The 26,438-nt window shown below is 68.3% G+C and carries 27 protein-coding genes and 1 other RNA gene; 19 read left to right on the forward strand and 9 right to left on the reverse strand.

Features of this window, described 5'->3' with window-relative positions; translation table 11 throughout:
* Window positions 1-235: 235 nt before the first annotated feature.
* Complete coding sequence (locus F572_RS0104260) at window positions 236-1,618, forward strand: replication-associated recombination protein A (RefSeq protein WP_017941859.1); 1,383 nt, start codon at window positions 236-238, stop codon at window positions 1,616-1,618.
* A 6-nt stretch (window positions 1,619-1,624) separates the two neighbouring features.
* Window positions 1,625-2,389, forward strand: a complete 765-nt coding sequence (locus F572_RS0104265; RefSeq protein WP_017941858.1) for a TVP38/TMEM64 family protein — start codon at window positions 1,625-1,627, stop codon at window positions 2,387-2,389.
* Here the strand turns inward: F572_RS0104265 and F572_RS0104270 are convergent.
* Complete coding sequence (locus tag F572_RS0104270) at window positions 2,324-2,881, reverse strand: TMEM165/GDT1 family protein (RefSeq protein ID WP_017941857.1); 558 nt, start codon at window positions 2,879-2,881, stop codon at window positions 2,324-2,326. The two genes, F572_RS0104265 and F572_RS0104270, sit on opposite strands and share 66 nt — an antisense overlap.
* Before the next feature lie 167 nt (window positions 2,882-3,048).
* On the opposite strand from F572_RS0104270, the gene F572_RS0104275 reads away from it, so the two are divergent.
* The 14 genes from F572_RS0104275 (at window position 3,049) to F572_RS0104340 (ending at window position 18,647) form a co-directional block, all read left to right on the forward strand.
* On the forward strand, window positions 3,049-3,291 hold the full coding sequence (locus F572_RS0104275; RefSeq protein ID WP_017941856.1) for a hypothetical protein: 243 nt from the start codon (window positions 3,049-3,051) through the stop codon (window positions 3,289-3,291).
* A gap of 90 nt (window positions 3,292-3,381) precedes the next feature.
* Window positions 3,382-3,738, forward strand: coding sequence for a DsrE family protein (locus F572_RS0104280; protein ID WP_017941855.1), 357 nt, complete (start codon window positions 3,382-3,384; stop codon window positions 3,736-3,738).
* A 127-nt stretch (window positions 3,739-3,865) separates the two neighbouring features.
* Window positions 3,866-5,179, forward strand: coding sequence for a nitrate regulatory protein (locus F572_RS0104285; protein ID WP_017941854.1), 1,314 nt, complete (start codon window positions 3,866-3,868; stop codon window positions 5,177-5,179).
* Between the two features lie 447 nt (window positions 5,180-5,626).
* Window positions 5,627-6,931, forward strand: coding sequence for a CmpA/NrtA family ABC transporter substrate-binding protein (locus tag F572_RS0104290; protein ID WP_017941853.1), 1,305 nt, complete (start codon window positions 5,627-5,629; stop codon window positions 6,929-6,931).
* A 48-nt stretch (window positions 6,932-6,979) separates the two neighbouring features.
* Window positions 6,980-7,918, forward strand: a complete 939-nt coding sequence (gene ntrB, locus F572_RS0104295; protein ID WP_017941852.1) for a nitrate ABC transporter permease — start codon at window positions 6,980-6,982, stop codon at window positions 7,916-7,918.
* A 26-nt stretch (window positions 7,919-7,944) separates the two neighbouring features.
* On the forward strand, window positions 7,945-8,745 hold the full coding sequence (locus tag F572_RS0104300; RefSeq protein WP_017941851.1) for an ABC transporter ATP-binding protein: 801 nt from the start codon (window positions 7,945-7,947) through the stop codon (window positions 8,743-8,745).
* Window positions 8,745-11,234, forward strand: a complete 2,490-nt coding sequence (gene nirB, locus F572_RS0104305) for a nitrite reductase large subunit NirB (protein WP_017941850.1) — start codon at window positions 8,745-8,747, stop codon at window positions 11,232-11,234. The genes F572_RS0104300 and nirB overlap by 1 nt, the downstream gene beginning before the upstream one ends.
* Entirely contained in the window at window positions 11,231-11,593 is a 363-nt protein-coding gene (nirD, locus tag F572_RS0104310; RefSeq protein WP_017941849.1) for a nitrite reductase small subunit NirD, read from the forward strand. Before nirB ends, nirD begins: the two co-directional genes overlap by 4 nt.
* Before the next feature lies 1 nt (window position 11,594).
* Window positions 11,595-14,285, forward strand: a complete 2,691-nt coding sequence (locus F572_RS0104315; protein WP_017941848.1) for a nitrate reductase — start codon at window positions 11,595-11,597, stop codon at window positions 14,283-14,285.
* Window positions 14,286-14,287: 2 nt separating this feature from the next.
* A complete protein-coding gene (gene cysG, locus F572_RS0104320; RefSeq protein ID WP_017941847.1) occupies window positions 14,288-15,742 on the forward strand; it encodes a siroheme synthase CysG in 1,455 nt (484 codons plus the stop codon).
* Window positions 15,739-16,590, forward strand: coding sequence for a uroporphyrinogen-III synthase (locus tag F572_RS0104325; protein WP_017941846.1), 852 nt, complete (start codon window positions 15,739-15,741; stop codon window positions 16,588-16,590). Before cysG ends, F572_RS0104325 begins: the two co-directional genes overlap by 4 nt.
* Before the next feature lie 59 nt (window positions 16,591-16,649).
* A complete protein-coding gene (locus F572_RS0104330) occupies window positions 16,650-17,591 on the forward strand; it encodes an aldo/keto reductase (protein WP_017941845.1) in 942 nt (313 codons plus the stop codon).
* Window positions 17,592-17,627: 36 nt separating this feature from the next.
* Window positions 17,628-18,296, forward strand: a complete 669-nt coding sequence (locus F572_RS0104335) for a DUF6064 family protein (protein WP_017941844.1) — start codon at window positions 17,628-17,630, stop codon at window positions 18,294-18,296.
* 75 nt (window positions 18,297-18,371) lie between these two features.
* Window positions 18,372-18,647, forward strand: coding sequence for a cupin domain-containing protein (locus tag F572_RS0104340; protein ID WP_017941843.1), 276 nt, complete (start codon window positions 18,372-18,374; stop codon window positions 18,645-18,647).
* Window positions 18,648-18,782: 135 nt separating this feature from the next.
* Here F572_RS0104340 and F572_RS0104345 read toward each other — a convergent pair whose 3' ends face one another.
* The 6 genes from F572_RS0104345 to F572_RS0104365 all read right to left on the reverse strand — a co-directional run bounded on the left by F572_RS0104345 (window position 18,783) and on the right by F572_RS0104365 (window position 21,941).
* Window positions 18,783-19,460 carry a glutathione S-transferase N-terminal domain-containing protein gene (locus F572_RS0104345; protein ID WP_017941842.1) on the reverse strand — a complete coding sequence of 226 codons (678 nt, stop codon included), beginning with the start codon at window positions 19,458-19,460 and terminating at the stop codon, window positions 18,783-18,785.
* A gap of 4 nt (window positions 19,461-19,464) precedes the next feature.
* Complete coding sequence (locus F572_RS0104350; protein WP_017941841.1) at window positions 19,465-19,929, reverse strand: EVE domain-containing protein; 465 nt, start codon at window positions 19,927-19,929, stop codon at window positions 19,465-19,467.
* A gap of 32 nt (window positions 19,930-19,961) precedes the next feature.
* Window positions 19,962-20,636 (reverse strand): 5-formyltetrahydrofolate cyclo-ligase, encoded by a 675-nt coding sequence (locus F572_RS0104355; protein ID WP_026143007.1) that lies wholly within the window; start codon window positions 20,634-20,636, stop codon window positions 19,962-19,964.
* Window positions 20,637-20,678: 42 nt separating this feature from the next.
* A non-coding RNA gene (gene ssrS, locus F572_RS15045) (6S RNA) lies at window positions 20,679-20,864 on the reverse strand.
* A gap of 82 nt (window positions 20,865-20,946) precedes the next feature.
* On the reverse strand, window positions 20,947-21,384 hold the full coding sequence (locus F572_RS0104360) for a rhodanese-like domain-containing protein (protein ID WP_026143006.1): 438 nt from the start codon (window positions 21,382-21,384) through the stop codon (window positions 20,947-20,949).
* A gap of 50 nt (window positions 21,385-21,434) precedes the next feature.
* On the reverse strand, window positions 21,435-21,941 hold the full coding sequence (locus tag F572_RS0104365; protein WP_017941838.1) for a heme-binding protein: 507 nt from the start codon (window positions 21,939-21,941) through the stop codon (window positions 21,435-21,437).
* Between the two features lie 148 nt (window positions 21,942-22,089).
* Between F572_RS0104365 and aroC the strand changes: the two genes are divergently transcribed.
* The 3 genes from aroC (at window position 22,090) to dapB (ending at window position 25,292) form a co-directional block, all read left to right on the forward strand.
* Complete coding sequence (gene aroC, locus F572_RS0104370) at window positions 22,090-23,193, forward strand: chorismate synthase (protein WP_017941837.1); 1,104 nt, start codon at window positions 22,090-22,092, stop codon at window positions 23,191-23,193.
* Between the two features lie 45 nt (window positions 23,194-23,238).
* Window positions 23,239-24,402, forward strand: a complete 1,164-nt coding sequence (locus F572_RS0104375; RefSeq protein WP_017941836.1) for an MFS transporter — start codon at window positions 23,239-23,241, stop codon at window positions 24,400-24,402.
* A 95-nt stretch (window positions 24,403-24,497) separates the two neighbouring features.
* Window positions 24,498-25,292: a 4-hydroxy-tetrahydrodipicolinate reductase gene (gene dapB, locus F572_RS0104380; RefSeq protein WP_017941835.1), complete on the forward strand. Its 795-nt coding sequence runs from the start codon at window positions 24,498-24,500 to the stop codon at window positions 25,290-25,292.
* 350 nt (window positions 25,293-25,642) lie between these two features.
* Here the strand turns inward: dapB and F572_RS16065 are convergent, their stop codons facing one another.
* A complete protein-coding gene (locus F572_RS16065; RefSeq protein ID WP_081602014.1) occupies window positions 25,643-25,849 on the reverse strand; it encodes a hypothetical protein in 207 nt (68 codons plus the stop codon).
* A gap of 367 nt (window positions 25,850-26,216) precedes the next feature.
* On the reverse strand, window positions 26,217-26,438 hold a 222-nt coding region (locus tag F572_RS0104385; RefSeq protein ID WP_018158407.1), incomplete at its 5' end, for an integrase core domain-containing protein.

Raw genomic sequence — 26,438 nt, forward strand, 5'->3', positions numbered from 1 at the left:
ACAGGTATGAACGAGGTCAAGGGCGATTCACAGGAAGATGGGAAGGTTCGAAGATTGATGAGGCCGTGGCGCGGTGCCGTGGCCCATGAACGGGGAACCACGTAAATGCTCTGCTACCGCGTTTCACCCCAGGAACCCTTCTCACCTTCCTGTCTTCCTGTGAATCGCCCTTGCCCTTATTCGGGGGCTTCGTGGTGACTAAGGGGTCTTTCCCCCGAGGCGTTACAATCGCGCCATGAGCGATTCCCCCGAAGGTGATCTGTTCGGCCCGGATCCGGACATGGCATCGCCCGAATCCGATCCCGAACCGGCCCCGGCAGCCCCGGATCCGACCGCGCCACTGGCCGAGCGCATGCGTCCGGCGCGGCTGGACGAGATGGTCGGCCAGGACCACCTGGTCGGCCCGGATGCCGCCCTGCGCCAGGCGATCGAGCAGGGCCAGACGCCGTCGATGATCCTGTGGGGCCCGCCCGGCTGCGGCAAGACCACGCTGGCGCGACTGGTGGCCGCGGCCGGCGCCCAGCGACTCGTCACGCTGTCCGCCGTGCTGGCCGGGGTGAAGGACGTGCGCGCCGTTGTGGAGTCCGCGAAGGCGCGCCGGCGTAACGGCGTCGGCACGCTGCTGTTCATCGACGAGATCCACCGCTTCAACAAGGGCCAGCAGGATGCGCTGCTGCCGCATATCGAGGACGGCACGCTGACCTTCGTCGGCGCGACCACCGAGAACCCTTCGTTTGCCCTGAACAGCGCACTGCTGTCGCGGGCGCGGGTCTATCGCATGGAGGCGGTGGGGGCGGATGCGGTCGAGTCCCTGATCGAGCGCGCCCTGGAGGATCCGGAGCGAGGCCTGGGCGGGCGCGGCCTGACCCTGGAACCGGAGGAGCGCCAGCGCCTGGCGCGGGCCGCGGACGGGGATGCCCGGCGCGCACTGAACTGGCTGGAGACCGCCTCCGATCTCGCCCGCGACGGGGCCATTACCGGTGATGCCCTGCGCGCGGTCATGGGCGCGCAGTCCCTGGCCTTCGACCGCCAGGGCGATGCCTTCTACGACCAGATCTCCGCCCTGCACAAATCGGTTCGCGGCTCGGATCCGAATGCCGCCGTGTACTGGTTGACCCGCATGCTGGATGCCGGATGCGACCCGGACTACCTGGGCCGGCGCCTGCTGCGTATGGCTTACGAGGACATCGGCCTTGCCGCGGTCGGGCTGGGCGCGCGGGTACTGGCCGCCTGGCAGACCATGGAGCGTTTGGGGCGGCCGGAGGGCGACCTGGCGCTGGTGCAGGCGGTGATCGAACTGGCCGCCGCACCCAAGAGCAACAGCGCCTATGCGGCCCTGAACGAGGCACGTTCGGCGATCGGTGATAGCGGCAGCGCGGGTGTGCCGCTGCACCTGCGAAACGCGCCGACCGAGTTGATGCGCGAGGAGGGCTTCGGTGCCGGGTATCGCTACGATCACGACGAACCGGATGGTTTCGCGCGCGGTCAGGTGTACCTGCCGGAAGGCCTCGAGGACGCGCGCTTCTACCGCCCGCGCCGGGATGGCACCGAGCGGGCGCTGGCGGAGCGCCTGGACCGTCTTCGCGGCGATGGCGAAGGGTCCGGAGAGGAGGGCTGACGGGGCATGATGATCCGGCATCACAAGCGCTCGCTCGTGCTCGCGGCGGTCCTGTTCGGGATCTCGCTGGCGTGGATCCTGCTGACCACCGAGTGGCCCAGCCTCGGGTTCCCGCTGGGCGAGCTGGAGGCCTGGCTGCGTGGCTGGGGTGCGGGTGCCTACCTGGTGTTTGTGCTGGCCTTCATGGTGCTGGCCCTGTTCCCGCTGCCCAGTACCTTCTGGATCCTGCTGGGCGGGGCGTTGTTCGGGCCTTTCACCGGCGGCGCCCTCAGCCTGCTGGCGGCCACTTTGGCGGCGGTCATCGCCTTCATGCTGGCCCGCACCTGGTTGCAGCCCTGGCTGGTCCCGCGCATGGGGCCGCGCAGTGCCCGACTGCGCGAGGATGTCGAGGCCGAGGGCTGGCGGGTCGTGGCTCTTACCCGGCTGGTGCCGGTGTTCCCGTTTGCGCCTACGAACTATGCCCTGGGGCTGGTGCGCCTGCCGCTTCCCGTGTTTGCACTGACGACCGTGTTGGCCCTGATCCCGGGCCTGTTCGCCTATGCCTGGCTGGGCCATGCCACCCGCGCGATGGCCAGCGGGGCCGACAGCGGCGTGCAGCTGGGTCTGGCGCTGCTCGCGGTATTGGCGTTGCTGCTGTTGCTGCCGCGCCTGGTGCGGCGCATCTGGTTGGGGCAGAAGACGCTGCGCGCCGAGACCTCGCCGGTTTCAGACCCAGGCGAGCAGGACTCCGAGGCCCAGAGCGAAGAACAGCAGCGCGGCGAGCGCGCGTAGCAGCCGCAGCGGCAGGTGGCAGGCGAAGCGCTGGCCCAGCCACACCACCGGCGCATTGGCCAGGACCATGCCGATGGTCGAGCCGATCACGACCAGGATCAGGTTGTCGAAGGTCGCGGCCAGCGCGCCGGTGGCCACCTGCGTCTTGTCGCCCATCTCGACCAGGAAGAACAGCACCGTGGTGGTCCAGAACACGCCGTGCTTCGATGCGGCCGGCAGTTCGTCCTCGCTATCCGGCACCAGCACCCACGCGGCCATCACGATGAACCCGAGCCCCAGCCCCCAGCGCAGCCAGTCATCCGGGATGCTGGCGCCAATCCAGACGCCGGCCAGCGCGGCGAGGAAATGATTGGCGAGCGTGGCCACCACGATGCCCCAGATGATGGGCCAGGTCTGCTGATAGCGGCAGATCAGGAGCAGGGCGAGGAGCTGGGTCTTGTCGCCCATCTCGGCGATGGCGACGATGACGGTGGAGACGAACAGGGCTTCCATGATGGTCTTCCGGGCCGGGCGGCTACTGCGGGACCGCGGTGATGAGGCCAGGGGGGTCCCGGGCCCGCCGCGTCGCGCCCCCTGAAGCAGGCGAAAGTGTAGAAGGCGGCCCCGTTACCGGCAAGAACGGGCTGCGCCCTGGCCGGGCCTTGGGTAGGATGCGCGCGATGAAAACCTTCGTACGCTGGGTCGATCGCACACCGCTGTGGCTGTTTGCGCTGCTGGTGGCCACGCTGGGTCTGGCCCCCTGGATTCCCGAGCCACATATCGCGGAGAAGCTGCGCTGGTTGCTCGGCGGTGAGCTCACCCGGCCGTGGGACATCCTCGACCTGGTTCTGCACGCCATTCCCTGGCTGTTGATGGCCTTCAAGCTCTACCGCAACAGCGTCACGGCTCGCGGCACCCCCTGACTCGAGTGTTTCCCCGTGGCTTGTGGGAAATCGACGCGGCGGTTGCCGGCCGCTACGGTTTTCCCACTTTTCCAAACCCGGGAGATTCCCATGCGCTTTATTGTTGCCGTCACTGCCGGTACCGACGACCCCACCCGCGCCACGCTTGGCATGATCGCCGCCAACGTGGCCAAGCAGCAGGGCCACGACGTGACCGTCTGGCTGCAGGGCGAGGCCGTGAACATCGCCAACCGCAATGTCTACGACAAGATCGTCGGCCACAACATGCCGGCGATGAAGGACATCGTCGATTCGCTGGTGAGTGAAGGCGTTCCGTTCTGGGCCTGCGAGGCCTGCGCCAAGGGTCGCGACGTCGGTGAGCACAACTTCCTGCCGAACGCCGAGATGGCCGGCATGGGCCACTACGTCCAGGCCGTCGCCGAGTTCGACCGCTCCATGAGCTTCTGATCGGCCGGGCCGTTCCGCGGGCGGGGCGTGATGCGCCGCCCGTTTTTGTTTGTGCCCACGCTGCCAGTCGATCGAACTGGCACATCGCATGCTTGTTTGTTCCGGGAGTGATTCACGGACGACGAGCATGACCCAGAACACATCCCCGAATTTTTCCCTCGAAGAGTCCATTGGCGATTTCCTGGTCGCCTCGCGCAAGTGCGAGGTGGTGAGCCTGGAGCGCCTGCTGGAGGCGGTGCAGCTGGTCGGGCGCATCCGCGCGCTGGTGCATGCCCTGCAGCGCGAGCGCGGGGCCTCCAGCCTCTGGATCGGGTCCGGCGGCCGGCGCTATACCCGCGAACTGGAGCAGTACCGGGCCGAATCGGACGCCGCCGCGGCCGCGTTCCGCGAGCACCTGGATGGCTGGCTGGCCCCGGACGCCTGCGCCCATGGCCGCAGCCGGCTGCTGGGGCGCATGGCGCTGGCGCTGCATGGCATGTCCGGCCTGGGCAGCCTGCGCGAGGAGGTCCTGGAGCTGACCCTGAGCCCGATGGACTCGACCCGCGGCTTCAGCGAGCTGATTCGCGCCCTGATGGCCCTGGTGTTCGAGGCTGCGGATTCTGCGACCGATCCCGAGGTCTCGCGGGCCCTGGTGGCCCTGCTGAACTTCATGCAGGGCAAGGAACTGGCGGGACAGGAACGCGCGATCGGGGCTGCCGGGTTCGGGACAGCGAGCTTCGAGCCCGAACTGCGCCAGGCGCTGGTCCATCGGATCGATGCCCAGGAACGGGCGTTCCGCATCTTCTCCGAGTTCGCTGGGCCGGCCGCCAGTGCTGCCTGGCGCGAGCTGCAGACGGCGGCCTTCGCGGCGGACATCGAGCGTCTGCGCCGCCGGGCCTGTACCGAGGCCTCCGGGCACCACGACCCCGCCCGGGCCGAGGAATGGTTTGCCTGTACCACCGCGCGTATCGACGCGATGAAGGAGGTCGAGGACCTGCTGGAGATGCACCTGAACGAGTGTTGCTCGGCGCGTATCACGGCGGATCGCGCGGACCTCGGCGCGGTGCGTGACCGGGTCGCGCAGCTCGCCGAGTCGGAGCTGCGCGACAGCGTGCCGTATGCGGTGTTCTTTGGGGCGCCGGAGGGCCTGGAGCCCGCGCAGGAGGAGGGCGATGCCGCACTCAACGTACCCATTGTCGGGCACTCGGTGATGGACCTGGTGCAGCGCCAGGCGGCCCGGCTGCAGTCGGTGGAGGACGAGCTGCATGCGGCACGCCAGGCCCTGGCCGAGCGCAAGACCATCGAGCGTGCCAAGGCGCTGCTGATCCAGCACCGCGGCCTCAGCGAGGATCAGGCCTACAAGCTCCTGCGCCAGACGGCGATGAACCAGAACCGGCGCCTCGCCGAGGTCGCCGAGGCGACCGTCGCGATGTCCGACCTGCTGGGCAAGGGCGGCCTGTAGCCCATTCCCCGGGAAACGGATGCCGGTGGGCGGCGCCTCTGTGGGAGCGGGCTTCGCCGCCAGGGCGGATCCTACAGGTTGTGCACCAGCGCGGTTCATCTGCACCGCAAGCGCGCCCCAGTATGGTGCCTTGCGGATCGTCTCCCGGACGCCGGGTTTTCCGAAAGCGTTCGACTCCATACGGCGAACCATCCGATTTTCCCGCGCCATGGCGCGATTGTTTCCGGCGGGGTCGATTAGCAACGGCTAATTGGCACACCTCCTGCAGGAGTATCGGCAAGACGAGCCAACGGCGGTTCGTCGCCTGACAACAGGGAGACCCGACGACCGGGCCTCCCAAGGGACTGGACAAAGGCGTCCATCACCCGGCTGCAAACGCGGCCGGGCTGATGTGACGCCTTTTTTCGTTTTTGGGATGTGTTTGCTGACAAGGGGAGTGAACCCGCAATGACCGATCACACGAATGACACGAAGAAGACCCCCGGCCTGTCGCGCCGGCGTTTCCTGGGCGGAATGGCCGCCGGGATCGGCGCGACCGCGCTGGGTGTTTCCGGGGCCGCGCCGTGGGGCTATGCGAAGGCCGGCAACGGCAAGCCGGAGACTACCGAGGCGAAGCTGGGCTTTATCGCCCTGACCGATGCCGCACCGCTGTTTGTCGCGCTGGAGAAGGGCTTCTTCGCCGCCCACGGCATGCCGGACGTGCAGGTGCTGAAGCAGTCGTCCTGGGGCACGGTGCGCGACAACCTGGAACTGGGCTCGCGCCGCGGCGGCATCGACGGCTCGCACATCCTGACGCCGATGCCCTACCTGATCCATCGTCGCGGTACGCCGATGAGCATCCTTGCGCGGCTGAATCTGGCCGGGCAGTGCATCTCGGTGGGCGACGAGTACGCGGACCTGAAGGTCGGGACCGACACCACCGAGTTCAAGGGCGCGCTGGCCGAGAAGGCCGCCGGCGGTGACGACATCCGCGCGGCGATGACCTTCCCGGGCGGGACCCATGACCTGTGGATCCGCTACTGGATGGCCGCCGGCGGCATCGACCCGGATCGCGACATCGCCACCATCGTCGTCCCGCCGGCGCAGATGGTCGCCAACATGCGCGTCGGCTCCATGGATACCTTCTGTGTCTGCGAGCCCTGGAACATGCAGCTGATCAACCAGGGCATCGGCTACACCGCCAACACCACCGGCGAGCTCTGGCACAACCACCCGGAGAAGGCGCTGGGGATGCGCGCCGACTGGGTGGAGGCGAACCCGAACGCGACGCGCGCCCTGACCATGGCGGTGATGGAGGCGCAGATGTACTGCGAAGATCCGGCGAACAAGGAGGAGGTCGCCGAGATCTGCTCGCGCCGGCGCTACATCCATGCCCCCTACGGCGACATCATCGACCGCATGCAGGGGCACTTCGACTACGGCACCGGCCGCGTGGTCGAGGATCACCCCGACCAGATGCGCTACTGGAAGGACCAGGCCTCCTACCCGTTCCAGAGCCACGACCTGTGGTTCCTCACCGAGAACATCCGCTGGGGCTATCTGCCGCCGGACCTGGACATGCAGGTGCTGGTCGACGAGGTCAACCGCGAGGACATCTGGCGCGAGGCGGCCGCCACGCTCGGCATCGACTCGGCCGACATCCCCGAGTCCACCTCGCGCGGCAAGGAAACGTTCTTCGACGGCAAGGTCTTCGACCCGGAAGACCCGCAGGCCTACCTCGACAGCCTGGAAATCAAGGCGATCGCGTCCTGACGCGCCGGCCGGCTGATACCCGAACAAACGATTCAGGAGGATTTCGCGATGAGTGCCATTCTCGACCGCACCCTGACCTTCGGCGCCGGGCGCGAACGCCCGGCGGCCGAGGCGTCGCCCACCCAACCCGTGGCCAGGAAGGCCACAACGACGGCGGCCAGGGCCCAGCCGCGCCCCGGGGCGGACCCCGCGGCCTGGAGCCGGCGCCTGCGCAACACGGCGGCGGTGGTCCTGCCACCGCTGATCGTGACCGCGGTTTTTTTGTTTCTGTGGGAAATGATGACGTCCTCCCAGGGAGCCGTACTGCCCGGCCCGAGTCAGGTGATCTCCGACACCTGGGAACTGATCGTCAATCCGTTCTATGACTACGGTGGCAACGACGTGGGCATGGCCTGGCAGTTGCTCGCGAGTCTCGAGCGGGTGGCCTACGGCTATGCCCTGGCGGTGGTCGCCGGGATCGGTCTCGGCGTGCTGGTCGGCCAGTCCACCTGGGCGATGCGCGGGCTGGACCCGCTGTTCCAGGTGCTGCGCACCGTGCCGCCGCTGGCCTGGCTGCCGATATCCCTGGCCGCGTTCCAGGCGAGCAACCCGTCGGCCATCTTCGTGATCTTCATCACCGCGATCTGGCCGATCATCATCAACACCTCGGTCGGCATCCGGAACATCTCGCAGGACTACGTGAACGTGGCCCGCGTGCTGCGCCTGAACGGCTTCGAGTACTTCACCAAGATCATGCTCCCGGCCGCCGCGCCGTATGTCTTCTCCGGTCTGCGCATCGGCATCGGCCTCGCCTGGCTGGCGATCGTCGCCGCCGAGATGCTGATCGGCGGGGTCGGCATCGGCTTCTTCATCTGGGATGCCTGGAACGCCTCCATGCTCAGCGACATCGTGCTGGCGCTCGTCTACGTCGGCCTGGTCGGGTTCTTTCTCGACCGCCTGGTCGCCATCGTCGGCAATTGGGTCACACGCGGCACGCAGGCCGGCTGAGCCGGCCCCTTCACAGGAGAAACATCATGACCAGCTATCTCTCCATCGAACACGTCCACAAGACCTTTGGCGAGGGGCCTTCGGCCACCGAGGTTCTGCGCGACGTCGACCTGCACGTGGACCGCGGCGAGTTCATCTCCATCATCGGCCACTCCGGCTGCGGCAAGTCGACGGTGCTCAATATCGTCGCCGGGCTGCTGGAGACCAGCACCGGCGCGGTGATCCTGGACGGCAAGGAAGTCAGCAAGCCGGGCCCGGACCGCAGCGTCGTGTTCCAGAACCACTCCCTGCTGCCCTGGCTGACCGTGCGCGACAACGTGGCGCTGGCGGTGGACAAGACCTTCAAGGGCACCAAGTCCGCCGCCGAGCGCCGCGAATGGGTGCTGCAGACGCTGGACATGGTCGGCATGAGCCACGCGCTGGACAAGCGCCCGGACGAGATCTCCGGCGGCATGAAGCAGCGCGTGGGCATCGCCCGGGCGCTGGCGATGGAGCCGAAGGTGCTGCTGATGGACGAACCCTTCGGCGCGCTGGATGCGCTGACCCGGGCCCATCTGCAGGACGAGGTGATGCGCATCCAGTCCGAGCTGGGCAACACCGTGCTGATGGTCACCCACGACGTGGACGAGGCGGTGCTGCTGTCCGATCGCATCGTGATGATGACCAACGGCCCGGCCGCGACCATCGGCGAGATCCTGGAGATCGACCTGCCGAAGCCGCGCGAGCGCCTGGCGATGGCCGACAACGCCGAATACAACCACTACCGGGCCGAGGTGCTGCGCTTTCTCCACGAGCGCCACAAGAACCCCGAGTCGGAGGCCGCGTGATGGATACCGCGAACGAGAAACCGCGGCTGGTCCTGGTCGGCAACGGCATGGCCGGGATGCGCACGGTCGAGGAGCTCCTGAAGCTCAAGCCCGACATGTACCACATCACCGTGTTCGGTGCCGAGCCCTGGGGCAACTACAACCGCATCATGCTCTCGCCGGTGCTGGCCTCGGAAAAGACGGTCGACGAGATCATGCTGAACGACGATGCCTGGTATGCCGAACGCGGCATCACCCTGCACAAGGGCCGGCGCATCGAGCGGATCGACCGCGTGAACCGGCGAGTGATCGCCGAGGACGGCACCGAGGCGCCCTATGATCGCCTGCTGCTGGCGACCGGCTCCGATCCGGTGATGATCCCGGTGCCGGGGCACGAGCTGGAGGGTGTGGTCGCCTTCCGCGACATCCACGACGTGGACGCGATGCTCGCGGCCAGCCGCGCACACCGGCATGCGGTGGTGATTGGCGGCGGCCTGCTGGGCCTGGAGGCCGCCAACGGCCTGATGCGCCAGGGCATGGAGGTCACCGTGGTGCACCTGATGGATCACCTGATGGAGCGTCAGCTGGATGCCGAGGCCGCCGGGATGCTGCGCGGCTCGCTGGAGGAGCGCGGCATGCGTTTTCGCATGGCGCATCAGACCGAGACGATCCTGGGCGAGGACCGCGTCACCGGCGTGCGCTTCACCGACGGCAGCGAGGTCGCGGCGGATCTGGTGGTGATGGCGGTCGGCATCCGCCCGAACACCGCGCTGGCCGAGTCTGCGGGGCTGCACTGCGATCGCGGCGTGGTGGTGAACGACACGATGCAGACCTATGACCCGTCGATCTACGCGGTCGGCGAGTGTGTGCAGCACCGCGGCGCCACCTACGGCCTGGTCGCGCCCTTGTGGGAACAGGCAAAGGTCTGCGCCAACCACCTGGCCGAGTACGGCATCGGGCGCTACGAGGGCTCGATGACCTCCACCAAGCTGAAGGTGACCGGGATCGACCTGTTCTCCGCCGGCGACTTCACCGGTGACGAGACCACCGAGGACCTGGTGTTCAAGGATGCCGCGCGCGGCGTCTACAAGCGTCTGGTGCTGAAGGACAACCGCATCCAGGGGGCCGTGCTGTACGGCGATACCCTGGACGGCTCCTGGTACTTCCAGCTGATGCGGGACGCCACGCCAGTGGCCGACATCCGCGAGAACCTGCTGTTCGGCCAGGCGCATATCGGCGACTCCGGCCACGGCGACGAGGCCTCGCGGGTCGCGGCGATGCCCGACGAGGCCGAGATCTGCGGCTGCAACGGCGTGTGCAAGGGCGAGATCGTCCAGGCAATCAGCGAGCACAAGCTGTTCACGCTGGAGGACGTGCGTGCCCACACCAAGGCGTCGAACTCCTGTGGCTCCTGCACCGGGCTGGTGGAGTCCGTGCTCGCCACCACGCTGGGCGGCGACTACTCCGACGCCCCGGCGAAAAAGCCGGTCTGCGCCTGCACCGACCACAGCCACGACGAGGTGCGCGCGGCGATCAGCCGCGACGGGCTGAAGACCATGGATGCGGTGTTCGAGGCCCTCGACTGGAAGACCCCGAACGGCTGCCATGTCTGCCGTCCGGCGCTCAACTACTACCTGCTGGCGGCCTGGCCGAAGGACTACCAGGACGACGCCCAGTCGCGCTTCATCAACGAGCGCGCGCACGGCAACATCCAGAAGGACGGGACCTATTCCGTCGTGCCGCGCATCTGGGGCGGGGTGACCACGCCGGCCGAACTGCGCGCGATCGCCGAGGTGGCCGAGCGCTACCAGGTGCCCACGGTCAAGTTTACCGGCGGCCAGCGCATCGACCTGCTGGGAGTCCAAAAGACCGACCTGCCGGCGATGTGGCGCGATCTCGGCGACGCCGGGTTTGTCTCCGGCCATGCCTACGGCAAGGCCCTGCGCACGGTGAAGACCTGTGTCGGTTCCGAATGGTGCCGCTTTGGCACCCAGGACTCGACCGGGCTCGGCATCCAGCTGGAGCGGATGACCTGGGGCTCGTGGACCCCCCACAAGTTCAAGATGGCCGTCTCCGGCTGCCCGCGTAACTGCGCCGAGGCGACGATCAAGGACCTCGGCGTGGTTTGCGTGGACTCCGGCTACGAGTTGCACGTGGGCGGCAACGGCGGGGTGAAGGTCCGCGCCACCGACTTCCTCTGCAAGGTGGAGACCGAGGCCGAGGTGCTCGAATACGCCGGGGCCTTCATGCAGTTCTACCGCGAAGATGCGCGCTACCTGGAGCGCACCGCCCCGTGGATCGAGCGCGTCGGCCTGACCCGGGTGAAGGAACGCCTGGTGGACGACGCCGACAACCGCGCGGCGCTGTACGCCCGCTTCCTGGAGTCGCAGGAGGTGGCGCAGGTGGACCCCTGGGCCGAGCGGGCCGCCGGCCATGCGGCGCACGAGTTCATTCCCATCCGGCCGGTAGATGGCCCGCCGAAGGGCCCGCGTCCGGAGGTGTCGGCATGAGCTGGATCGCGATCTGCCATCTCGCCGACATCCCGCCGCTGGGCGCGCGGGTCGTCGCCGGCCCGCAGGGCGACATCGCCGTGTTCCGCACCGCGGACGACCGCGTCTTCGCCCTGCGCGACCAGTGCCCGCACAAGGGCGGGCCACTGTCGCAGGGCATCGTCCACGGCGAGCGCGTGACCTGCCCGCTGCACAACTGGGTGATCGACCTGCAATCCGGCGCGGCCACCGGCGCGGACTCCGGTTGCACCCATGCCTTCCCGATCCGCGTGACCGAAGGGCAGGTCTGGCTGGACCTGTCCGCCGCGGCCGCCGATTCGGACGCGGCGCCGGTGGTTGACTGCCGCGAGGCGGGCTGAGATGGCCACATCCGACGCCGTGACCCGCACCACCTGCCCTTATTGCGGGGTGGGCTGCGGCGTGGAGGTGACCGCGACATCGGAAGGCGAGTTTCCGGTCGCGGTGCGCGGCGACACCTCCCATCCGGCGAATGCCGGGCGCCTGTGTTCCAAGGGGGCGGCGCTGGCCGAGACCCTGGGGGACGAGGGGCGGCTGTTGCACCCGGAAATCGAGGGGGTGCGCGTCGACTGGGACGCAGCACTGGATCATGTCGCGGAAGGCTTTCGCGACGTGATCGACCGGTATGGGCCCGACGCGGTGGCGCTGTACGTCTCCGGGCAGATCCTGACCGAGGACTACTATGTCGCCAACAAGCTGATGAAGGGCTTCATCGGCTCGGGCAACATCGACACCAACTCGCGGCTTTGCATGTCCACGGCCGTGGCCGCACACACCCGCGCCTTCGGCATGGATGGCGTACCGGGTAGCTACACCGACTTCGAACAGGCGGACCTGGTCGTGGTGGTCGGTTCGAACATGGCCTGGGCCCACCCGGTCCTGTTCCAGCGCCTGCAGGCCGCCCGCGCGGCGCGCCCGGAGATGAAGCTGGTGGTGATCGATCCGCGGCGCACGGCCACCGCCCAGGCGGCCGATCTGCACCTGCCACTGGCGCCGGGCACGGATGCCTGGCTGTTCAACGGCCTGCTGGATCACCTGCGCCGCGAGGATGCGTTGGACCCGGCATTCCTCGAACGCCATGTCGACGGCTTTGCCGACGCCCTGGCGGCAGCCCGTGCCTCCAGCCCGTCGATTGCTGTGACCGCCGAGGCCTGCGAACTGGACCCCGAGGCGGTGGCCACCTTCTTCCGCTGGTTTGCCCGAACGGAGCAGACGGTTACCGCGTTCTGCCAGGGCATCAACCAGTCCGACAGCGGCGTGGACAAGGCCGGGACGATCCTCAACGTGCACCTGGCTACCGGCCGCATCGGCCGCCCGGGCATGGGCCCGTTCTCGCTGACCGGGCAGCCGAACGCGATGGGCGGGCGCGAGGTCGGCGGGCTGGCCAGCCAGCTGGCCGCGCACATGGGCTTCGACGAAGTGTCCCTGGATCGCGTAAGCCGCTTCTGGAATACCCCGAATCTCGCCCGCAAGCCGGGGCTCAAGGCGCTGGATCTGTTCCGCGCGGTCGAGTCGGGGCAGGTGAAGGCGATCTGGATTATCGGCACCAACCCCTTGTTCAGTCTGCCCGAGGCCGAGCGCTTCGAGCGGGCCCTGCGCGACTGCCCGCTGGTCGTGGTCTCCGACTGCGTGCGCGAGACCGAGACGACCCGCGTGGCCGACGTGCTGTTGCCGGCGACCACCTGGGGCGAGAAGGCCGGCACGGTGACCAATTCCGAGCGCCGCATCTCGCGCCAGCGCCCGTTCCGGGAACCCCCGGGCGAGGCGCGTCACGACTGGTGGGCGCTGGCCGAGGTCGCCCGCCGCCTGGGCTTTGCCGAGGCCTTCCCCTATACGCAGCCGGTGGAGATTTTCCGCGAGCATGCGGCCCTGTCCGCGTTCGAAAACGACGGCACGCGCGACTTCGATATCGGCGCGCTGGCCGCGATCGACGCGGCCGCCTTTGAGGGCCTAGAACCGGTGCAGTGGCCGCTGTCCGCCGGAGCGGAGGCGGGTACGGCGCAGCTCTACGCCGATGGCCGGTTCTTTACGGCCAACGGTCGTGCGCGGCTCGCGGCGGTCAGCCCGCAATCGCCAACCGATCCAATCGATGCCGAGTACCCGCTGCGCCTGAACACCGGCCGCATCCGTGACCAGTGGCACAGCATGACCCGCACCGCCCGCACCCCGCGCCTGTGCGCCCACCAGCCGGAGCCGTTCGTCGAGATCCATCCGGTGGATGCCGGCCTGTTCCGTGTGCAGGCGGGCGATCTGGCCGAGGTGACCAGCCGCCACGGGCGTCTGCTAGCGCGGGTGCAGATGAGCCGCGAGCAACGCCCCGGCAGCGTATTCGTGCCGATGCACTGGAGCCGCCCGATCGCCCGCCTGGCGCGGGTGGATGCCCTGGTGCCCGCGCATGTCGATCCGGTCTCCGGGCAGCCGGCGTTCAAGCACACGGCCGTCTCGGTGCGCTCGGCGGCGATGGACTGGCACGGCTTCGTGCTGAGCCGCGAGCCAGTGAGCCTACCGGAGGCCGACTACGCGGTGACTGCGCGTGGGCTGCGGCACCTGCGCTTCGAACTGGCCGGACGCGGCGCGCCACCCGAGATCGCCGACTGGCGGGCACGGCTGGATGGCCCCGGCGAGTGGCTGGAGTTCGCCGATCCCGCGGGCGGGCGCTACCGCGCCGCGCGTATTCACGAGGGCCGGCTTGCCTGCGTGCTGTTCGCGGGTCCCGATCGGGGCCTGCCCGAGCGCGAATGGCTGGGCGGCCTGTTCGCGGCCGAGTCGATCACGGATGACGAACGCATGGCCCTGCTCACGGGGCGTCCGCCGAACGGCCAGGTCGCGCGCGGGCGCCTGGTCTGCGCCTGTTTTGGCGTGGACGAGACGCGCATCCGCACGGCGATCCGCGAGCAGGGGCTGGCGAGCTGCGAAGCCGTGGGTGCCTGCCTCGAGGCCGGCACCAACTGCGGCTCCTGCCGCCCCGAGATCCAGACCCTGTTGAATGAAGAATCCGAGGCGCCCACGGACCCCGTGGCGCGGGAGGGATGAGCATGGAACACCTGCCGATCTATATGCAGTTGCACGGTCGCGAGGCCCTGGTGGTTGGGGCCGGGCCGGTGGCCACGCGCAAGGCGGCGCTGCTGCTGGAGGCCGGGGCGCGGGTACGCCTGCGGGCCCCTGAGTACAGTGATGCCGCCGAGCGCCTGTTGCGCGAGCACCCGGAGTCGATCACCCGCGAGCCGGGTGCCTACCGAACCGAGTACCTGGGGCAGGTGGCGATCGTGATCGCCGCGACGGACAACGAGCAGGTTAACCGCCAGGTCTCGGAGGACTGTGTTGCACGCTCGATCCCGGTGAACGTGGCCGACCAGCCCAAGCTTTGCAGCTTTATCCTGCCGGCCATTGTCGAGCGCGGGCCGCTGACCATCGCGATCGGTTCCGGTGGCCGTGCGCCCGTGCTGGTGCGTCTGTTGCGTGCGAAGATCGAGAGCCTGATCCCGGCCGGCTACGGGCGGCTGGCGGAGCTGGCCGGGCGCCTGCGCGACCGGGTACGCGCGCATTTCGACAGTGTGAACGCGCGGCGGGCCTTCTGGGAGCGTGCGTTTGCCGGTCCGGCCACCGAGCTGGCGCTAGCCGGACGTATGGACGCGGCCGCAGAGCGTCTGGAAGAGGAATTGAATGAGGCGGATGCCGCCACGCCGGGCGAGGTCTATCTGATCGGGGCCGGGCCGGGTGATCCGGATCTGCTGACCTTCCGCGCGCTGCGCCTGCTGCAGCAGGCGGACGTGGTCGTCTACGACCGGCTGGTGTCCTCCGAGGTGGTGAACCTGGCCCGGCGCGAGGCCGAGCGCTTCTATGTCGGCAAGGAGCGCGATCATCACTGCGTGCCGCAGGGGGAGATCAGTGCGCTGCTCTCGCGGCTGGCGCGCGAGGGCAAGCGGGTGGCGCGGCTGAAGGGCGGCGACCCGTTCGTGTTCGGCCGCGGCGGCGAGGAGTTGGACGTCCTGGCCCGGGATGGCGTGGCCTATCAGGTGGTACCCGGTATTACGGCGGCCAGTGGCTGTGCCGCCTATTCGGGCATACCGCTGACCCACCGTGATCATGCCCAGTCCGTGCGCTTCATTACCGGCCATACCCGCGAGGGTCGGCTGGACGTGGACTGGTCGCAGCTGACGAACACCCGCGAGACGCTGGTGTTCTACATGGGCCGCAAGGGCGTGGGCGAGATCTGCCGGGGCCTCAAGGGTGCGGGCCGTGCCGGGCGGACCCCGGCCGCGATCATCGAGAACGGCACGACCGCCCGTCAGCGTGTCGTGACCGGCACGTTGGACACCCTGGCCGCCCGCGCCGAACGCGATCAGGTGGGCTCGCCCAGCCTGATCGTGATCGGAGAGGTCGCCGCCTGCCATCAGCGCCTGGCCTGGTTCCGGCCGGATGCCGGGTCGGCCACGACGTTCCCGCAGCCGATGCCGGGGGCCGCCGTCGCAGCCGCGAGTGCGGCGTGAGCGGGGCGGTGGTCCAGGCGCATGCGGTGTCCGGCGAGCTTGCCGGCTGCCGGGTCGCGCTCCCGGAGAGCCGGGCCCTGGAGGTCTTTGCCGGGCTGCTGGAGCGGCGCGGGGCCGAGGTGTGGCGTTGCCCGCTGGTCGCCATCCACGACAGCCTCGACCAGGCGGCCATCGAGTCCTGGCTGGCTATCGCCATCGAAGCGCCGTTCGATCGGCTGATCTTCCTGACGGGCGAGGGGTTTACGCGTCTGACCGGCTTTGCTCGGCGCGCCGGGCGCGAGGATGCCTGGCTGATGGCCGTGGCCGGGACCCCGACGCTGGTGCGGGGCCCCAAACCCGGCCGCGCGATGAAACCGTTCGGTGTGCGGCCCGACGCGGTGGCGGCGGCACCGACCACCGAGGGGATTATCCAGACCCTGTCCGCTCAGGACCTGCATGGAGAACGTATCGGTGTGCAGCTCTACGGTGCGGAGCCCAACCGCCGTCTGCTGGATTTCCTGAGGGCGGCAGGCGCGGAGCCGTTCCCGGTCTGGCCCTACCGCTACGCGGATGCTGCCGAGACGGGGCGTGTGAGCGAGCTGATCGAGGCCCTGATCGCGGGCCAGGTGGATGCGATCGCCTTTACCAGCCAGGCCCAGGTCCGGCGTCTGCTGCGGGTCGGCCAGGTCGATGACCGGCAGGATGCATTGCGGGAGGCGTTGCGGCGCACCATCGTCGCGGCGATTGGCCCCGTGGTGGCGGGTGAACTGCACGCTCACGGCATTACCCCCACCGTGTTACCGGATGGTCAATACTTCATGAAACCGCTGGTCTCGGCGCTTGCCCGGCACCTGCAGGCCGTCGCATAGGGAACTTGTGGCGCGGCCGGATGGCCCACGGATGGAGTTTTCTTCGGTGATCACGTGCCATGAAACATCCATCTCCGCGGCGTTCGCGCCGATCCTTCCTGCGCTGGATGGCCGGGTCCGCGGTGGCCGCCGGCGCTGGATGGCCCCTTGTCGGTGGGGCCGCCGAAGGGCGTGAGCTGCAGCGCAAGCCGATCCCGTCTTCCGGGGAGGAGATCCCGGTGATCGGGATGGGGACGTGGATTACCTTCAACGTGCCGGAGGATCCGGAAGCGCTGGCGGTGCGTACCCGCATCCTGGATACCTTTGTCCGCCGTGGCGGCGGGATGATCGACTCCTCGCCGATGTACGGGCGCGCGGAGGCGGTGGTCGGTCACGGCCTGCGCGAACTGGGCCATCCCGAGGGCGTGTTCTCGGCGACCAAGATCTGGACGCGCAGCACCTCGACCGGCCGCGATCAGCATGCGGAGTCCCGGGATCTGTGGGGTGTCGACACCCTGGACCTGCAGCAGGTGCACAACCTGCAGAACTGGGAGGCGCACTTGGAAACCCTGCGCGAGCGCCGTGAGGCGGGGGAGGTTCGCTATATTGGTGTGACCACCTCGCACGGGCGGCGCCACGACGATCTGGAGCGCATCCTGCGGCGCGAGGACCTGGACTTCGTGCAGCTGACCTACAACATCCTGGATCGCGAAGCGGAACAGCGCCTGTTGCCGCTGGCGCGGGAACGCGGGGTGGCGGTGATCGCGAACCGCCCGTTCCGGCGCAAGGCGCTGATCAACCAGTTCGAGGGGCATCCGCTGCCGGACTGGGCGGCGGAGATCGAATGCGAGAACTGGCCGCAGTTCCTGCTCAAGTTCATCGTCTCGCACCCGGACGTGACCTGCGCGATCCCCGCGACCTCGGTGGTGGCCCACATGGAGGAGAACATGGGCGCGCTGTACGGCTCCATGCCGGACGCCGGGATGCGCAGCCGCATGGTCGCGTACGTGCAGGACCTGTAGGGTTGGCCTCCGAATCCTTGCGACCGGGGAGCCGACATGCTGCCGTTTGAGGCCTCGACCTGGCTGGCGATCCTGGGCCAGTACAACACCGCGATCTGGCCCCTGCACGGGATCGGCGCACTGCTCGCCCTGGTGGCTGTGGGGCTGGTGGTTTCGGGTTCGCGTGCGGCTGGCCGCGTCATGGGCCTGCTGCTGGGCCTGCTGTGGATCTGGACCGGGGCCGTATTCTTCGGCGGTTCGCTGGCGCCCTTTCACTTCGCTGCCGAGTGGCTGGCCGGGGTGTTCGTGGCCCAGGGCCTGATGCTGGTGTTCGCGCTGACCCTGATGGGCCAGGCCCGCTTCGGCTGGCCCGGTGGGCTCGCGGGTAGCGGCGCGGTCTTGATGATCGTCTACGCGCTGGTGGGCTATCCATTGCTGGATCTCGCGCTGACCGGCACACCCTGGGCACAGTTGCAGTACGTCGGGGTGGCGCCCGGGCCGACCATGCTGCTGACCCTGGGGCTGCTGTTACTCGCCCAGTCACGGCCACCGCTGATCCTGGCGATCATCCCGGTGCTGTGGGCGCTGGTCACCGGCTACATGGCCTGGGGCCTGGGTCGGTGGCTCGAGTACCTGCCCGCGATCCTCGGTGTGGGTGCGTTCGCGTTGTTGTTGGCGCGACGTTTCGGGCGAGCGGAGCGGGGGCTGTTCCGTTCGACGGATTGAGCCCGTCTCCGGCCGGTTGGCTGGCGCGTGTGGACGCTTTAGGCTTGCCGTTTTCGACGTCGCGAGGAGGCCGTCATGTCCATCGAAGTCATCCATCGTCCCGACCACGATCACCTGGAACGCCTGGGAGTGTTCGACTGGCCGGTCTGGGAGAAGGAGGTCTCGACCTTCCCCTGGCGCTACGACGAGCGCGAGGTCTGCTACATCCTGGAGGGGCAGGTCACGGTGACCCCGGACGGTGGTGGCGAGCCGGTCACGGTCGGCGAGGGCGACCTGGTCACCTTCCCCGAGGGCATGGACTGTACCTGGGAGATCCACCGCGACATCCGCAAGCACTACCGCTTTGGCTGAAATGACTCTGGCCTGCGCTTGGGCCGGGTCCTTGCGAGATCGCCACGTCGCTGCGCTCCTCGCGATGACGACGAGTCTGAGTGCTGTGGATGAGGGACGCGGCGCATGGCCCGTTGAAGGGTTGTCGCCAACAGGTCAGCGGGCGAGCCAGTGGGTGTTGAGGGGGGTGTGGAAGGTCTCCTCGACGCGGCGGAGGTAGTAGAGCATGTCGACCGGCAGGTTGATGCCGTCGTGCATCTGCAGGGGGTAGAGGTCGGCGGCGATCACGCAGTCGGCGATCGACGGGTGGCCGAGGTAGAAGCGGTTGGCGGCCAGGTGCTTGGCCAGTTCCGGCAGGTGGCTCAGTTTGGCGAGCTGGTTGTAGCCGTCGTAGCGGTCGTTGGCCAGCTCCTCCAGCGACAGGCCGAAGCGGTGCTGCACATGCGCCTTGAAGTCGGCCAGGGCCTCGGCGCTCTCGCCGATGCCGTGAAAGCCCGGCGCCAGCGGGGCGTAGAGCCGGTCCAGCACGATTTCCACCTTGGCGCGCCAGTCCACCAGGGCCTGCCAGGCGTCCTCGGCGATCACGCCGTCGGATAGTGGCTCGCCGGTCGGGAACAGGTGGTCGATATCGCGCAGTGCCGTGACCGTGTCGGTGTGCAGCGTACCGTCGTCGGTTTGCAGGATCGGCGACTGGCGCGCCACGCCCAGCTCGAAGAAGGTCTCGTCGTCGAACCAGTCCAGCGCGCGGGTCTCCAGCGCGACGCCCTTGTAGCCGCAGGCCAGGCGCAGGCGGTCGGCCTTCGCGTCGTGCGGGAACTGGTAGAGCGTGGCCATGCGGCTACTTTCCGCGCTGGGCGTGGCTCAGGATGAAGTCCCACTGGTCCTGGGTGATCGGCATCACCGACAGGCGGTTGCCGCGGCGCACCAGCGGGCAGTCCTCGAGCTGCGGCTGCTGCTTCAGCCAGTCGAGGGTGATGATATCGCCGAATTTTTCCTCGAAGGCGACATCCACCCGCAGCCAGCGCGGGTTGTCCGGGTCGCTCTTCGGGTCGTAGTGCGGGTCCTCGGGGTCGAAGGCGCAGGAGTCCGGGTAGGCCTCTTTCTCGATGCGCAGGATACCGACGATGCCCGGTGGCTTGGCGTTGGAGTGGTAGAAGAAGGCGAGATCGCCCTTCTTCATCTCGTCGCGCATCATGTTGCGCACCTGGTAGTTGCGGATGCCGTCCCAGGGCTCCACGCCGACGCGTTCCAGGTCGTCGATGCTGAACTCGTCGGGTTCGGACTTCATCAGCCAGTAGGCCATGCGGGCTCCTCGTGCCAAATGAGGGGGTGTGGTCAGGTGTGCGTATTGTGCCGCGCGCGGTCCGGCAGCGCATGCCAGCCCTGCTCGGTGACAACGCCATCCAGCGGGACGTCCCAGGGCTGTGAGGGCAACGTCGGGACGCCCTGCAGCGAGTGCGCCACGCCGATCAGTTTCGGCCGGCGGATGCCAAAGCGGCGCCGGGCAAAGTAGCGGTCGTAGTAGCCCGCCCCCATGCCCATGCGGTTGCCGGCGGTGTCAAAGGCCACCAGGGGCATCAGCACCACCTGCATCTCGCGGCGCCAGATGCGCGGGGCATCCGGGCAGGGCTCGGCGATGCCGAAGCCGTTGTGGCAGAGCGCATCCCCGGGGGCCCAGGCATGGAAGTGCATGCGCCCCGGACGCTTGTCGTCCATCACCGGCAGGGCAATGCGGGTGCCGCGTCCGGCCAGGGCGACCGTGAGGGGTGTCAGGTCGACCTCGCCGCGCAGGCCCCGGTAGGCGCCGATGCAGCGGGGCTGCCAGCGCTCGAACCAGCGCAGCAGGTGTTCGCAGATGGCGGCGGAGTGCTGGTCGAGCTGGGCGTCCGACAGCGCGGCGCGCGCGCGGCGCAGGCGCAGGCGCAGGGCGCGCAGATCCCCGGGGGATTCCATGGGGGGCGATTCAATGGACGAACGCGAATCGTGAACGGAGTCGGTTTCCGCAGGCATAGAGGGTTCGGGATTGGAAATCGGGATCAGAAAAGAAGTGGACGCGCCCCGCGGGCGCCGGCGTGACCTTTGACCTTGAACCTGAGGTTCAGGTGGGAGAAGTCTCCGAATCTTTAGGCTTTCCGCTCGAAGACGGACATGCACAGCGAAACGGAAGTACTCGGTCCCGTGGTGAAGAATTAAGGCTCAAGGGTACCACCGGGCCACAATCGAACGCCGCAGTGACGCGTCCGGTTTCATTATGGACCAAACCTCCGGGGTTGCGCGCAACCCCCGTGACAGTAGGGGATCCACCCGGATGTGAATGCCTTCAGCACTGTTCCCAGGGCAGACCGTGGTAGCGCCAGCCGCCGCGGGTGGAGCGTTGGTGGTTCTCGTCCAGCGGGCCTTCGAAGCCTTCCTCCACCGAAAAGACATGCTCGATGCCGGCATCCACCAGGGCCTGACCGGCATCCAGCGTGCGCTTGCCGCTGCGGCAGATCAGGTACAGGGCCGGGGCCTCTTCGCTGTGATCGCTGACGCCGCCCAGCAGCAGCTTGCGGACCTGGGGCACGAACTGCGGATTCACGGTCCAGTCGGGTTCGTCGATCCACGGGATATGGACCGAGCCGGTCGGATGCCCGACAAACAGGTATTCCATGGTCGAGCGGACGTCGATCAGCAGATCGCGCGGGCGGGCCTGCAGCCGCTCGTAGGTCTCCACCGGCGAGATGCGAATGGGCGTTCTGGAAGGGTTGTCTGGGGGCATGGTCTCGAACCGGCTATCGGGATGGGCGCCGTCCCTGGCACCCAAGTGGACTACATCACGAAGTCGAGGCGTTCCTGGACCCGGTCGATCCCGGCCTGGGCGCATTCCTCGTCGAGGTCGCCGCCCGGCGCGCCGGAGACGCCTACCGCGCCCAGCATACTGCCGGCGGCTTCGATCGGCAGGCCACCCGCCAGCATGATGATGCCATCGACGTGGTTCATCTCCATGCGGATGTCTTCGCGGTTGTCGCGGAAGTTACCCGAAGTGGTGCCCGACATGGTCACAGCGCGCGCCTTGTCGCCAGCGATCTGGATGGTCTGCACACCGGCCATGCGGTCGCGCATCACGACCTGATCGTTGCCGGCCCGGTCGACCACGACGGCCGTGGCTTGATAGCCCATCTCGCGGCAGGCCTCGACGGCGCCCATGGCGATGTCGTTGGCCAGCTCCAGGGTCATGAAGCGTTGGGTGTAGACATCGGCCTGGGCGCTGCTGGCCAGGCCCAGGCACAGGGCCGTAACGGCGCCGGCTGCGAGGCGGGTCAGGGATTTCGGCATGGTTTCCTCCTTTCTGGTTATAGATGCTGCACGCCGATCATGGCAGATAGGGGACGCGCTTGCCGGGCGCGCCATTCCGCCCGCCGCTGACCGCCCGCCGGGTGAGGGAACAGGCGACAGCCGGCGCGGCCGCGGCTACACTACGCGCATGTCGGGAAACAGCTTTGGGCGACTGTTCGTCGTCAGTACCTTTGGTGAAAGTCACGGGCCGGCCCTGGGCGCGGTGGTGGACGGCTGTCCGCCCGGCCTGGAGCTGTGCGAGGAGGATCTGCAGTTCGACCTCGATCGCCGCCGGCCGGGGCAGTCGCGCCACACCACCCAGCGCCGCGAACCGGACCAGGTGCGCATCCTCTCGGGGGTCTTCGAGGGGCGCACCACCGGCACGCCGATCGGTCTGCTGATCGAGAACGTGGACCAGCGCTCCAAGGACTACAGCGAGATCATGGATCGCTTCCGTCCCGGGCATGCGGACTACACCTACCATCAGAAATACGGCGTGCGCGACTATCGCGGCGGCGGGCGCAGCTCCGCGCGCGAGACGGCGCTGCGGGTCGCGGCCGGCGGCATTGCGCGGCGCTATCTCGAACAGCGCTACGGCATCACCATCCGGGGCTGGCTGTCACAGCTGGGCCCGATCGAGCTGGAAGCGAAGCAGCCGGAGATCGCGAACGACAACCCGTTCTTCTCCCCGGACCCGGACAAGGTGCCGGAGCTGGAGGAGTACATGGACGCCCTGCGCAAGTCGGGCGATTCCATCGGCGCGCGGGTCACCGTCGAGGCCACCGGCGTGCCCGCCGGCTGGGGCGAGCCGGTATTCGACCGTCTGGATGCCGAGCTGGCGCATGCGCTGATGAGCATCAACGCGGTGAAGGGCGTGGAGATCGGCGCGGGCTTCGAGTCCGTGACTCAGCGCGGCACCGAGCATCGCGACGAGATCACCCCCGAGGGCTTCCTGTCCAACCATGCCGGCGGCGTGCTGGGCGGCATCAGCACGGGGCAGGCAGTGCGGGCCAGCATCGCCATGAAGCCGACCTCCAGCATCCGCCTGCCCGGGCGCAGCATCAACACCGCCGGCGAGCCGGTGGAGGTGGTGACCAAGGGGCGGCACGATCCCTGCGTGGGCATCCGCGCGACCCCGATCGCCGAGGCGATGATGGCGCTGGTGCTGATGGACCATGCCCTGCGCCACCGCGGGCAGAACGCCGACGTGGCGGATACGGGCCTCGCGCTGCGCGACCACCCTGGCGAATGACGCGGCCGTCCGGCCGTATCGTTCCGAACCGATAGCGGGCCTGCCATGGCCGTGACGCAGAACGCGCGCCTGTCCGCGGTTTACTTCTTCTATTTCGCCAGCCTTGGCGCCTTCATGCCGTTCTGGGGGCCGTATCTCTCCGAGGAGGGGTTCAGCGGCGCCCAGATCGGCGAGCTGATGGCGATCGTGCTGGCGACCAAGATCATTGCGCCCAATGTCTGGGGCTGGCTCGCGGACCGCGCCGGCGCACACATGCCGATCGCGCGCTGGGGCGCGCTGGGCGGGGCGGTCGCCTTCACCGGCGTGCTGTTGTACACCGGGTACTGGTGGCTCGCGGTGGTGATGGCCGCCTACAGCTTCTTCTGGAACGCGATCCTGCCGCAGTTCGAGGCCACCACCATGCGCTCGCTGGGGCAGGATGCGCATCGTTACGCCCTGGTGCGGCTGTGGGGGTCGGTCGGCTTCATCGTCGCGGTTGCGGTGCTGGGCTGGGCCTTCGACCGGATTGCCGTGGCCTGGCTGCCGTGGATCGTATTGGCGGTGCTGATCGCGGTGGTGGCGGCTTCGCAGTTCGTGCGCGAACCGGTGCGTAACCATGAGGAAGACAACAACGCCCCGCCGCTGCTGACGGTGCTGCGCCGCCCCGAGGTGATCGCGCTGTTCGTGGCCTGCTTCTTCATGCAGGCCAGCCACGGGCCGTACTACGCCTTCTTCACCCTGTACCTGGAAGAGGCCGGGTTCTCGCGCTCGGTGGCCGGGCAGCTGTGGGCGCTGGGGGTCGCGGCCGAGGTGGTGCTGTTCCTGCTGATGCCGCGCCTGATCCTGCGCTTCGGCGCGTGGATGCTGGTCTCCGCGGCGCTGGTGCTGACCACCCTGCGCTGGGGGCTGCTGGCGGCCGTTCCCGACTCGCTGCCGATGCTGCTGTTCATTCAGATCCTGCATGCGGCCAGCTACGGGGTGTACCACGCGGCGGCCATTTCGCTGATTCACTATTTTTTCCCGGGGCGCCTCCAGGGGCGCGGGCAGGCGCTGTACTCGTCGCTGGCCTTCGGGCTCGGCGGGGCGATGGGCTCGCTGGTGGCCGGCTACCTGTGGGACGGCATCAGCCCGGCCTCGGTGTACGTGTTCGCCGCGTTCCTGGCCGCCGCTGGCGTGATCGCCTCGGTGTACGGGGAATGGCGCTTCCGCACGCCGGTGCGCACCCTCTGAATCGACCGAGTGAGGGTGGCCCCACTGGCGCGCACGGTCGAAGCTTCGTAGGGTGCGCGTAACCCGATGGATCGATAGCACTGGATGGAACAAAGATGATTCGAATTGCGATTGCGGGCGCCGGCGGGCGCATGGGCCAGAACCTGGTGCAGGCGGTGGACGAGCACCCCGATGCCCGGCTGGGCGCGGCCAGCGAACGGCCCGGCAGCGAGGCGATCGGCGGGACCGTCGGTCAGGAGGGGCAGGTGCGCCTGGTCGAGGATCTGGCGACGGTCACCGATGACTTCGACGTGCTGATCGACTTCACCGCGCCGCAGGCCACCATGCAGCACCTGGATCTGTGCGCGCGCTCTGGCAAGGCGTTGGTGATCGGAACGACCGGTCTCGACGCGGAGCAGGAACAGCGCCTGCGTAGTGCAGCGGAATCCCTGCCGATCGTCTATGCCCCGAACATGAGCGTCGGGGTCAACCTGACCTTCAAGCTCGTGGAGCTGGCCGCGCGGGCGCTGGGTGACAGTGTGGACGTGGAGATCCTGGAGGCCCACCACCGGCACAAGGTCGATGCGCCCTCCGGTACCGCGCTGAAGCTGGGGCGTGTGGTCGCGGACACGCTGGGACGGGACCTGGAGCACGATGCCGTGTATGGCCGCGAGGGCCAGACCGGGGCGCGTGACCGTCGTACCATTGGCTTCGCCACGGTACGTGGTGGCGACATCGTGGGGGAACACACGACGCTGTTCGCGGGCGATGGCGAGCGCGTGGAGATCACCCACAAGGCCTCCAGCCGGACCGTGTTTGCTTCCGGTGCGGTGCGGGCCGCCGTCTGGCTGGCCGGCGCTGGCAATGGGCTGTTCGATATGCAGGATGTACTGGGGTTGCGGGACCTCTAACCAGCGGCGCCGACAGGCGCTTCATCGGCCGCAGTATCCTTTGATGTCCGTGTCTCGGTGCCTTCGTCTAGCCGCCTGCCTAGTGTTGGCTGGTCCTGGTTCGACATCCGGTGTTTAGGGTGCCTTCGGTCCGCCGCTTGCGCTGTATTGGTGGCTGGTCCCGGTTCATCCTTCGGTGTTTACGGTGCCTTCGGTCTGCATACTGCCGAGCGCTGACTCGCCAGCGCGCCCCGAGGTCCTTTCTTGCTTGCCCAAGAAAGGACCCAAAGAAGGGCACCCGGATTTCGCCCGGGAACCTCGCTCCGGACGCGCTGGGCCGGCGGCGCTGAACTCGCTACGCTGCGCTTCTCTCAGACATCCAGCGCCTTCTCCCGGCCCATCACGCCCTCCGCGAGGGGCTCCATACGGGAGGTGAAAGTCAAAACCGACCGTATCCCCACGCTTCTGCCTAACCATAGGCATCGCCGCCCGCAGGCCCCCGGCGCCCGCTCTGCGGGCGCGGCACGCAACGGCCGAAGGCCGAGCGTGCCGAAGATCCTCGAAGACCTAGCCATCATCCATTAGCAATATCGTCGGAACGGCCGTTGTTTGGACCTTCCTCCCCGTTGTCGTCGCGCCGAGTGGAGAGGGTTTTCGCGGGATAAGAGGCGCTGGATGTCTGAGCGGAGCCGAAGGCGCAGCGAGTTCAGCGCCGCCCGCGAAAAGCCTCGGAGCGAGGGAAACCCCGGCCCGCACAGCGGGCCGGGGTCGCGGCAGTCGGGCGTGTTTCTTGGTGACTTCTTTGCACGAGCAAAGAAGTCACTCGGGGCGCGCTGGCGAGTCAGCGCATGGCAGGCGGCCGGCCGAAGGCACGTAAACACCAGAGGACGAACCAGGCCTAGCCAAAAATCGGCATGTTCTGGTCAAGTGAGAACGGACACCCCTCTAAGCAACGGCCTTTTCCCACTCCCGGGGGGTAAGTTGGCCCAGGGCCGTGTGGGGTCGGACGCTGTTGTACTGCATTTCGATGTACTCCACGACATCCAGTCGGGCGGCCTCGCGGGTACGGTAGGTCCGGGCGTCGGTCCACTCGCTTTTCAGTGCGCCGAAGAAGCGCTCCATCACCGCGTTGTCCCAGCAGTTGCCCTTGCGGCTCATGGAGGGCAC

The organism is Thioalkalivibrio sp. ALE14 (genome assembly GCF_000376845.1).
Taxonomy (GTDB): domain Bacteria; phylum Pseudomonadota; class Gammaproteobacteria; order Ectothiorhodospirales; family Ectothiorhodospiraceae; genus Thioalkalivibrio.

Excerpts from the sequence above, each read along its gene's own strand:
- cysG (WP_017941847.1), top strand. The coding sequence starts at position 14,288 with ATGGAACACCTGCCGATCTATATGCAGTTGCACGGTCGCGAGGCCCTG.
- F572_RS0104290 (WP_017941853.1), top strand. The coding sequence starts at position 5,627 with ATGACCGATCACACGAATGACACGAAGAAGACCCCCGGCCTGTCGCGC.
- F572_RS0104345 (WP_017941842.1), bottom strand. The coding sequence starts at position 19,460 with ATGGCCACGCTCTACCAGTTCCCGCACGACGCGAAGGCCGACCGCCTG.
- F572_RS0104340 (WP_017941843.1), top strand. The coding sequence starts at position 18,372 with ATGTCCATCGAAGTCATCCATCGTCCCGACCACGATCACCTGGAACGC.
- F572_RS0104285 (WP_017941854.1), top strand. The coding sequence starts at position 3,866 with ATGACCCAGAACACATCCCCGAATTTTTCCCTCGAAGAGTCCATTGGC.
- F572_RS0104375 (WP_017941836.1), top strand. The coding sequence starts at position 23,239 with ATGGCCGTGACGCAGAACGCGCGCCTGTCCGCGGTTTACTTCTTCTAT.
- nirD (WP_017941849.1), top strand. The coding sequence starts at position 11,231 with ATGAGCTGGATCGCGATCTGCCATCTCGCCGACATCCCGCCGCTGGGC.
- F572_RS0104335 (WP_017941844.1), top strand. The coding sequence starts at position 17,628 with ATGCTGCCGTTTGAGGCCTCGACCTGGCTGGCGATCCTGGGCCAGTAC.
- F572_RS0104300 (WP_017941851.1), top strand. The coding sequence starts at position 7,945 with ATGACCAGCTATCTCTCCATCGAACACGTCCACAAGACCTTTGGCGAG.
- F572_RS0104270 (WP_017941857.1), bottom strand. The coding sequence starts at position 2,881 with ATGGAAGCCCTGTTCGTCTCCACCGTCATCGTCGCCATCGCCGAGATG.
- aroC (WP_017941837.1), top strand. The coding sequence starts at position 22,090 with ATGTCGGGAAACAGCTTTGGGCGACTGTTCGTCGTCAGTACCTTTGGT.
- F572_RS0104350 (WP_017941841.1), bottom strand. The coding sequence starts at position 19,929 with ATGGCCTACTGGCTGATGAAGTCCGAACCCGACGAGTTCAGCATCGAC.
- F572_RS0104355 (WP_026143007.1), bottom strand. The coding sequence starts at position 20,636 with ATGCCTGCGGAAACCGACTCCGTTCACGATTCGCGTTCGTCCATTGAA.
- F572_RS0104260 (WP_017941859.1), top strand. The coding sequence starts at position 236 with ATGAGCGATTCCCCCGAAGGTGATCTGTTCGGCCCGGATCCGGACATG.
- F572_RS0104330 (WP_017941845.1), top strand. The coding sequence starts at position 16,650 with ATGAAACATCCATCTCCGCGGCGTTCGCGCCGATCCTTCCTGCGCTGG.
- F572_RS0104265 (WP_017941858.1), top strand. The coding sequence starts at position 1,625 with ATGATGATCCGGCATCACAAGCGCTCGCTCGTGCTCGCGGCGGTCCTG.
- F572_RS0104365 (WP_017941838.1), bottom strand. The coding sequence starts at position 21,941 with ATGCCGAAATCCCTGACCCGCCTCGCAGCCGGCGCCGTTACGGCCCTG.
- dapB (WP_017941835.1), top strand. The coding sequence starts at position 24,498 with ATGATTCGAATTGCGATTGCGGGCGCCGGCGGGCGCATGGGCCAGAAC.
- nirB (WP_017941850.1), top strand. The coding sequence starts at position 8,745 with ATGGATACCGCGAACGAGAAACCGCGGCTGGTCCTGGTCGGCAACGGC.
- F572_RS0104280 (WP_017941855.1), top strand. The coding sequence starts at position 3,382 with ATGCGCTTTATTGTTGCCGTCACTGCCGGTACCGACGACCCCACCCGC.
- F572_RS16065 (WP_081602014.1), bottom strand. The coding sequence starts at position 25,849 with ATGATGGCTAGGTCTTCGAGGATCTTCGGCACGCTCGGCCTTCGGCCG.
- ntrB (WP_017941852.1), top strand. The coding sequence starts at position 6,980 with ATGAGTGCCATTCTCGACCGCACCCTGACCTTCGGCGCCGGGCGCGAA.
- F572_RS0104275 (WP_017941856.1), top strand. The coding sequence starts at position 3,049 with ATGAAAACCTTCGTACGCTGGGTCGATCGCACACCGCTGTGGCTGTTT.
- F572_RS0104315 (WP_017941848.1), top strand. The coding sequence starts at position 11,595 with ATGGCCACATCCGACGCCGTGACCCGCACCACCTGCCCTTATTGCGGG.
- F572_RS0104360 (WP_026143006.1), bottom strand. The coding sequence starts at position 21,384 with ATGCCCCCAGACAACCCTTCCAGAACGCCCATTCGCATCTCGCCGGTG.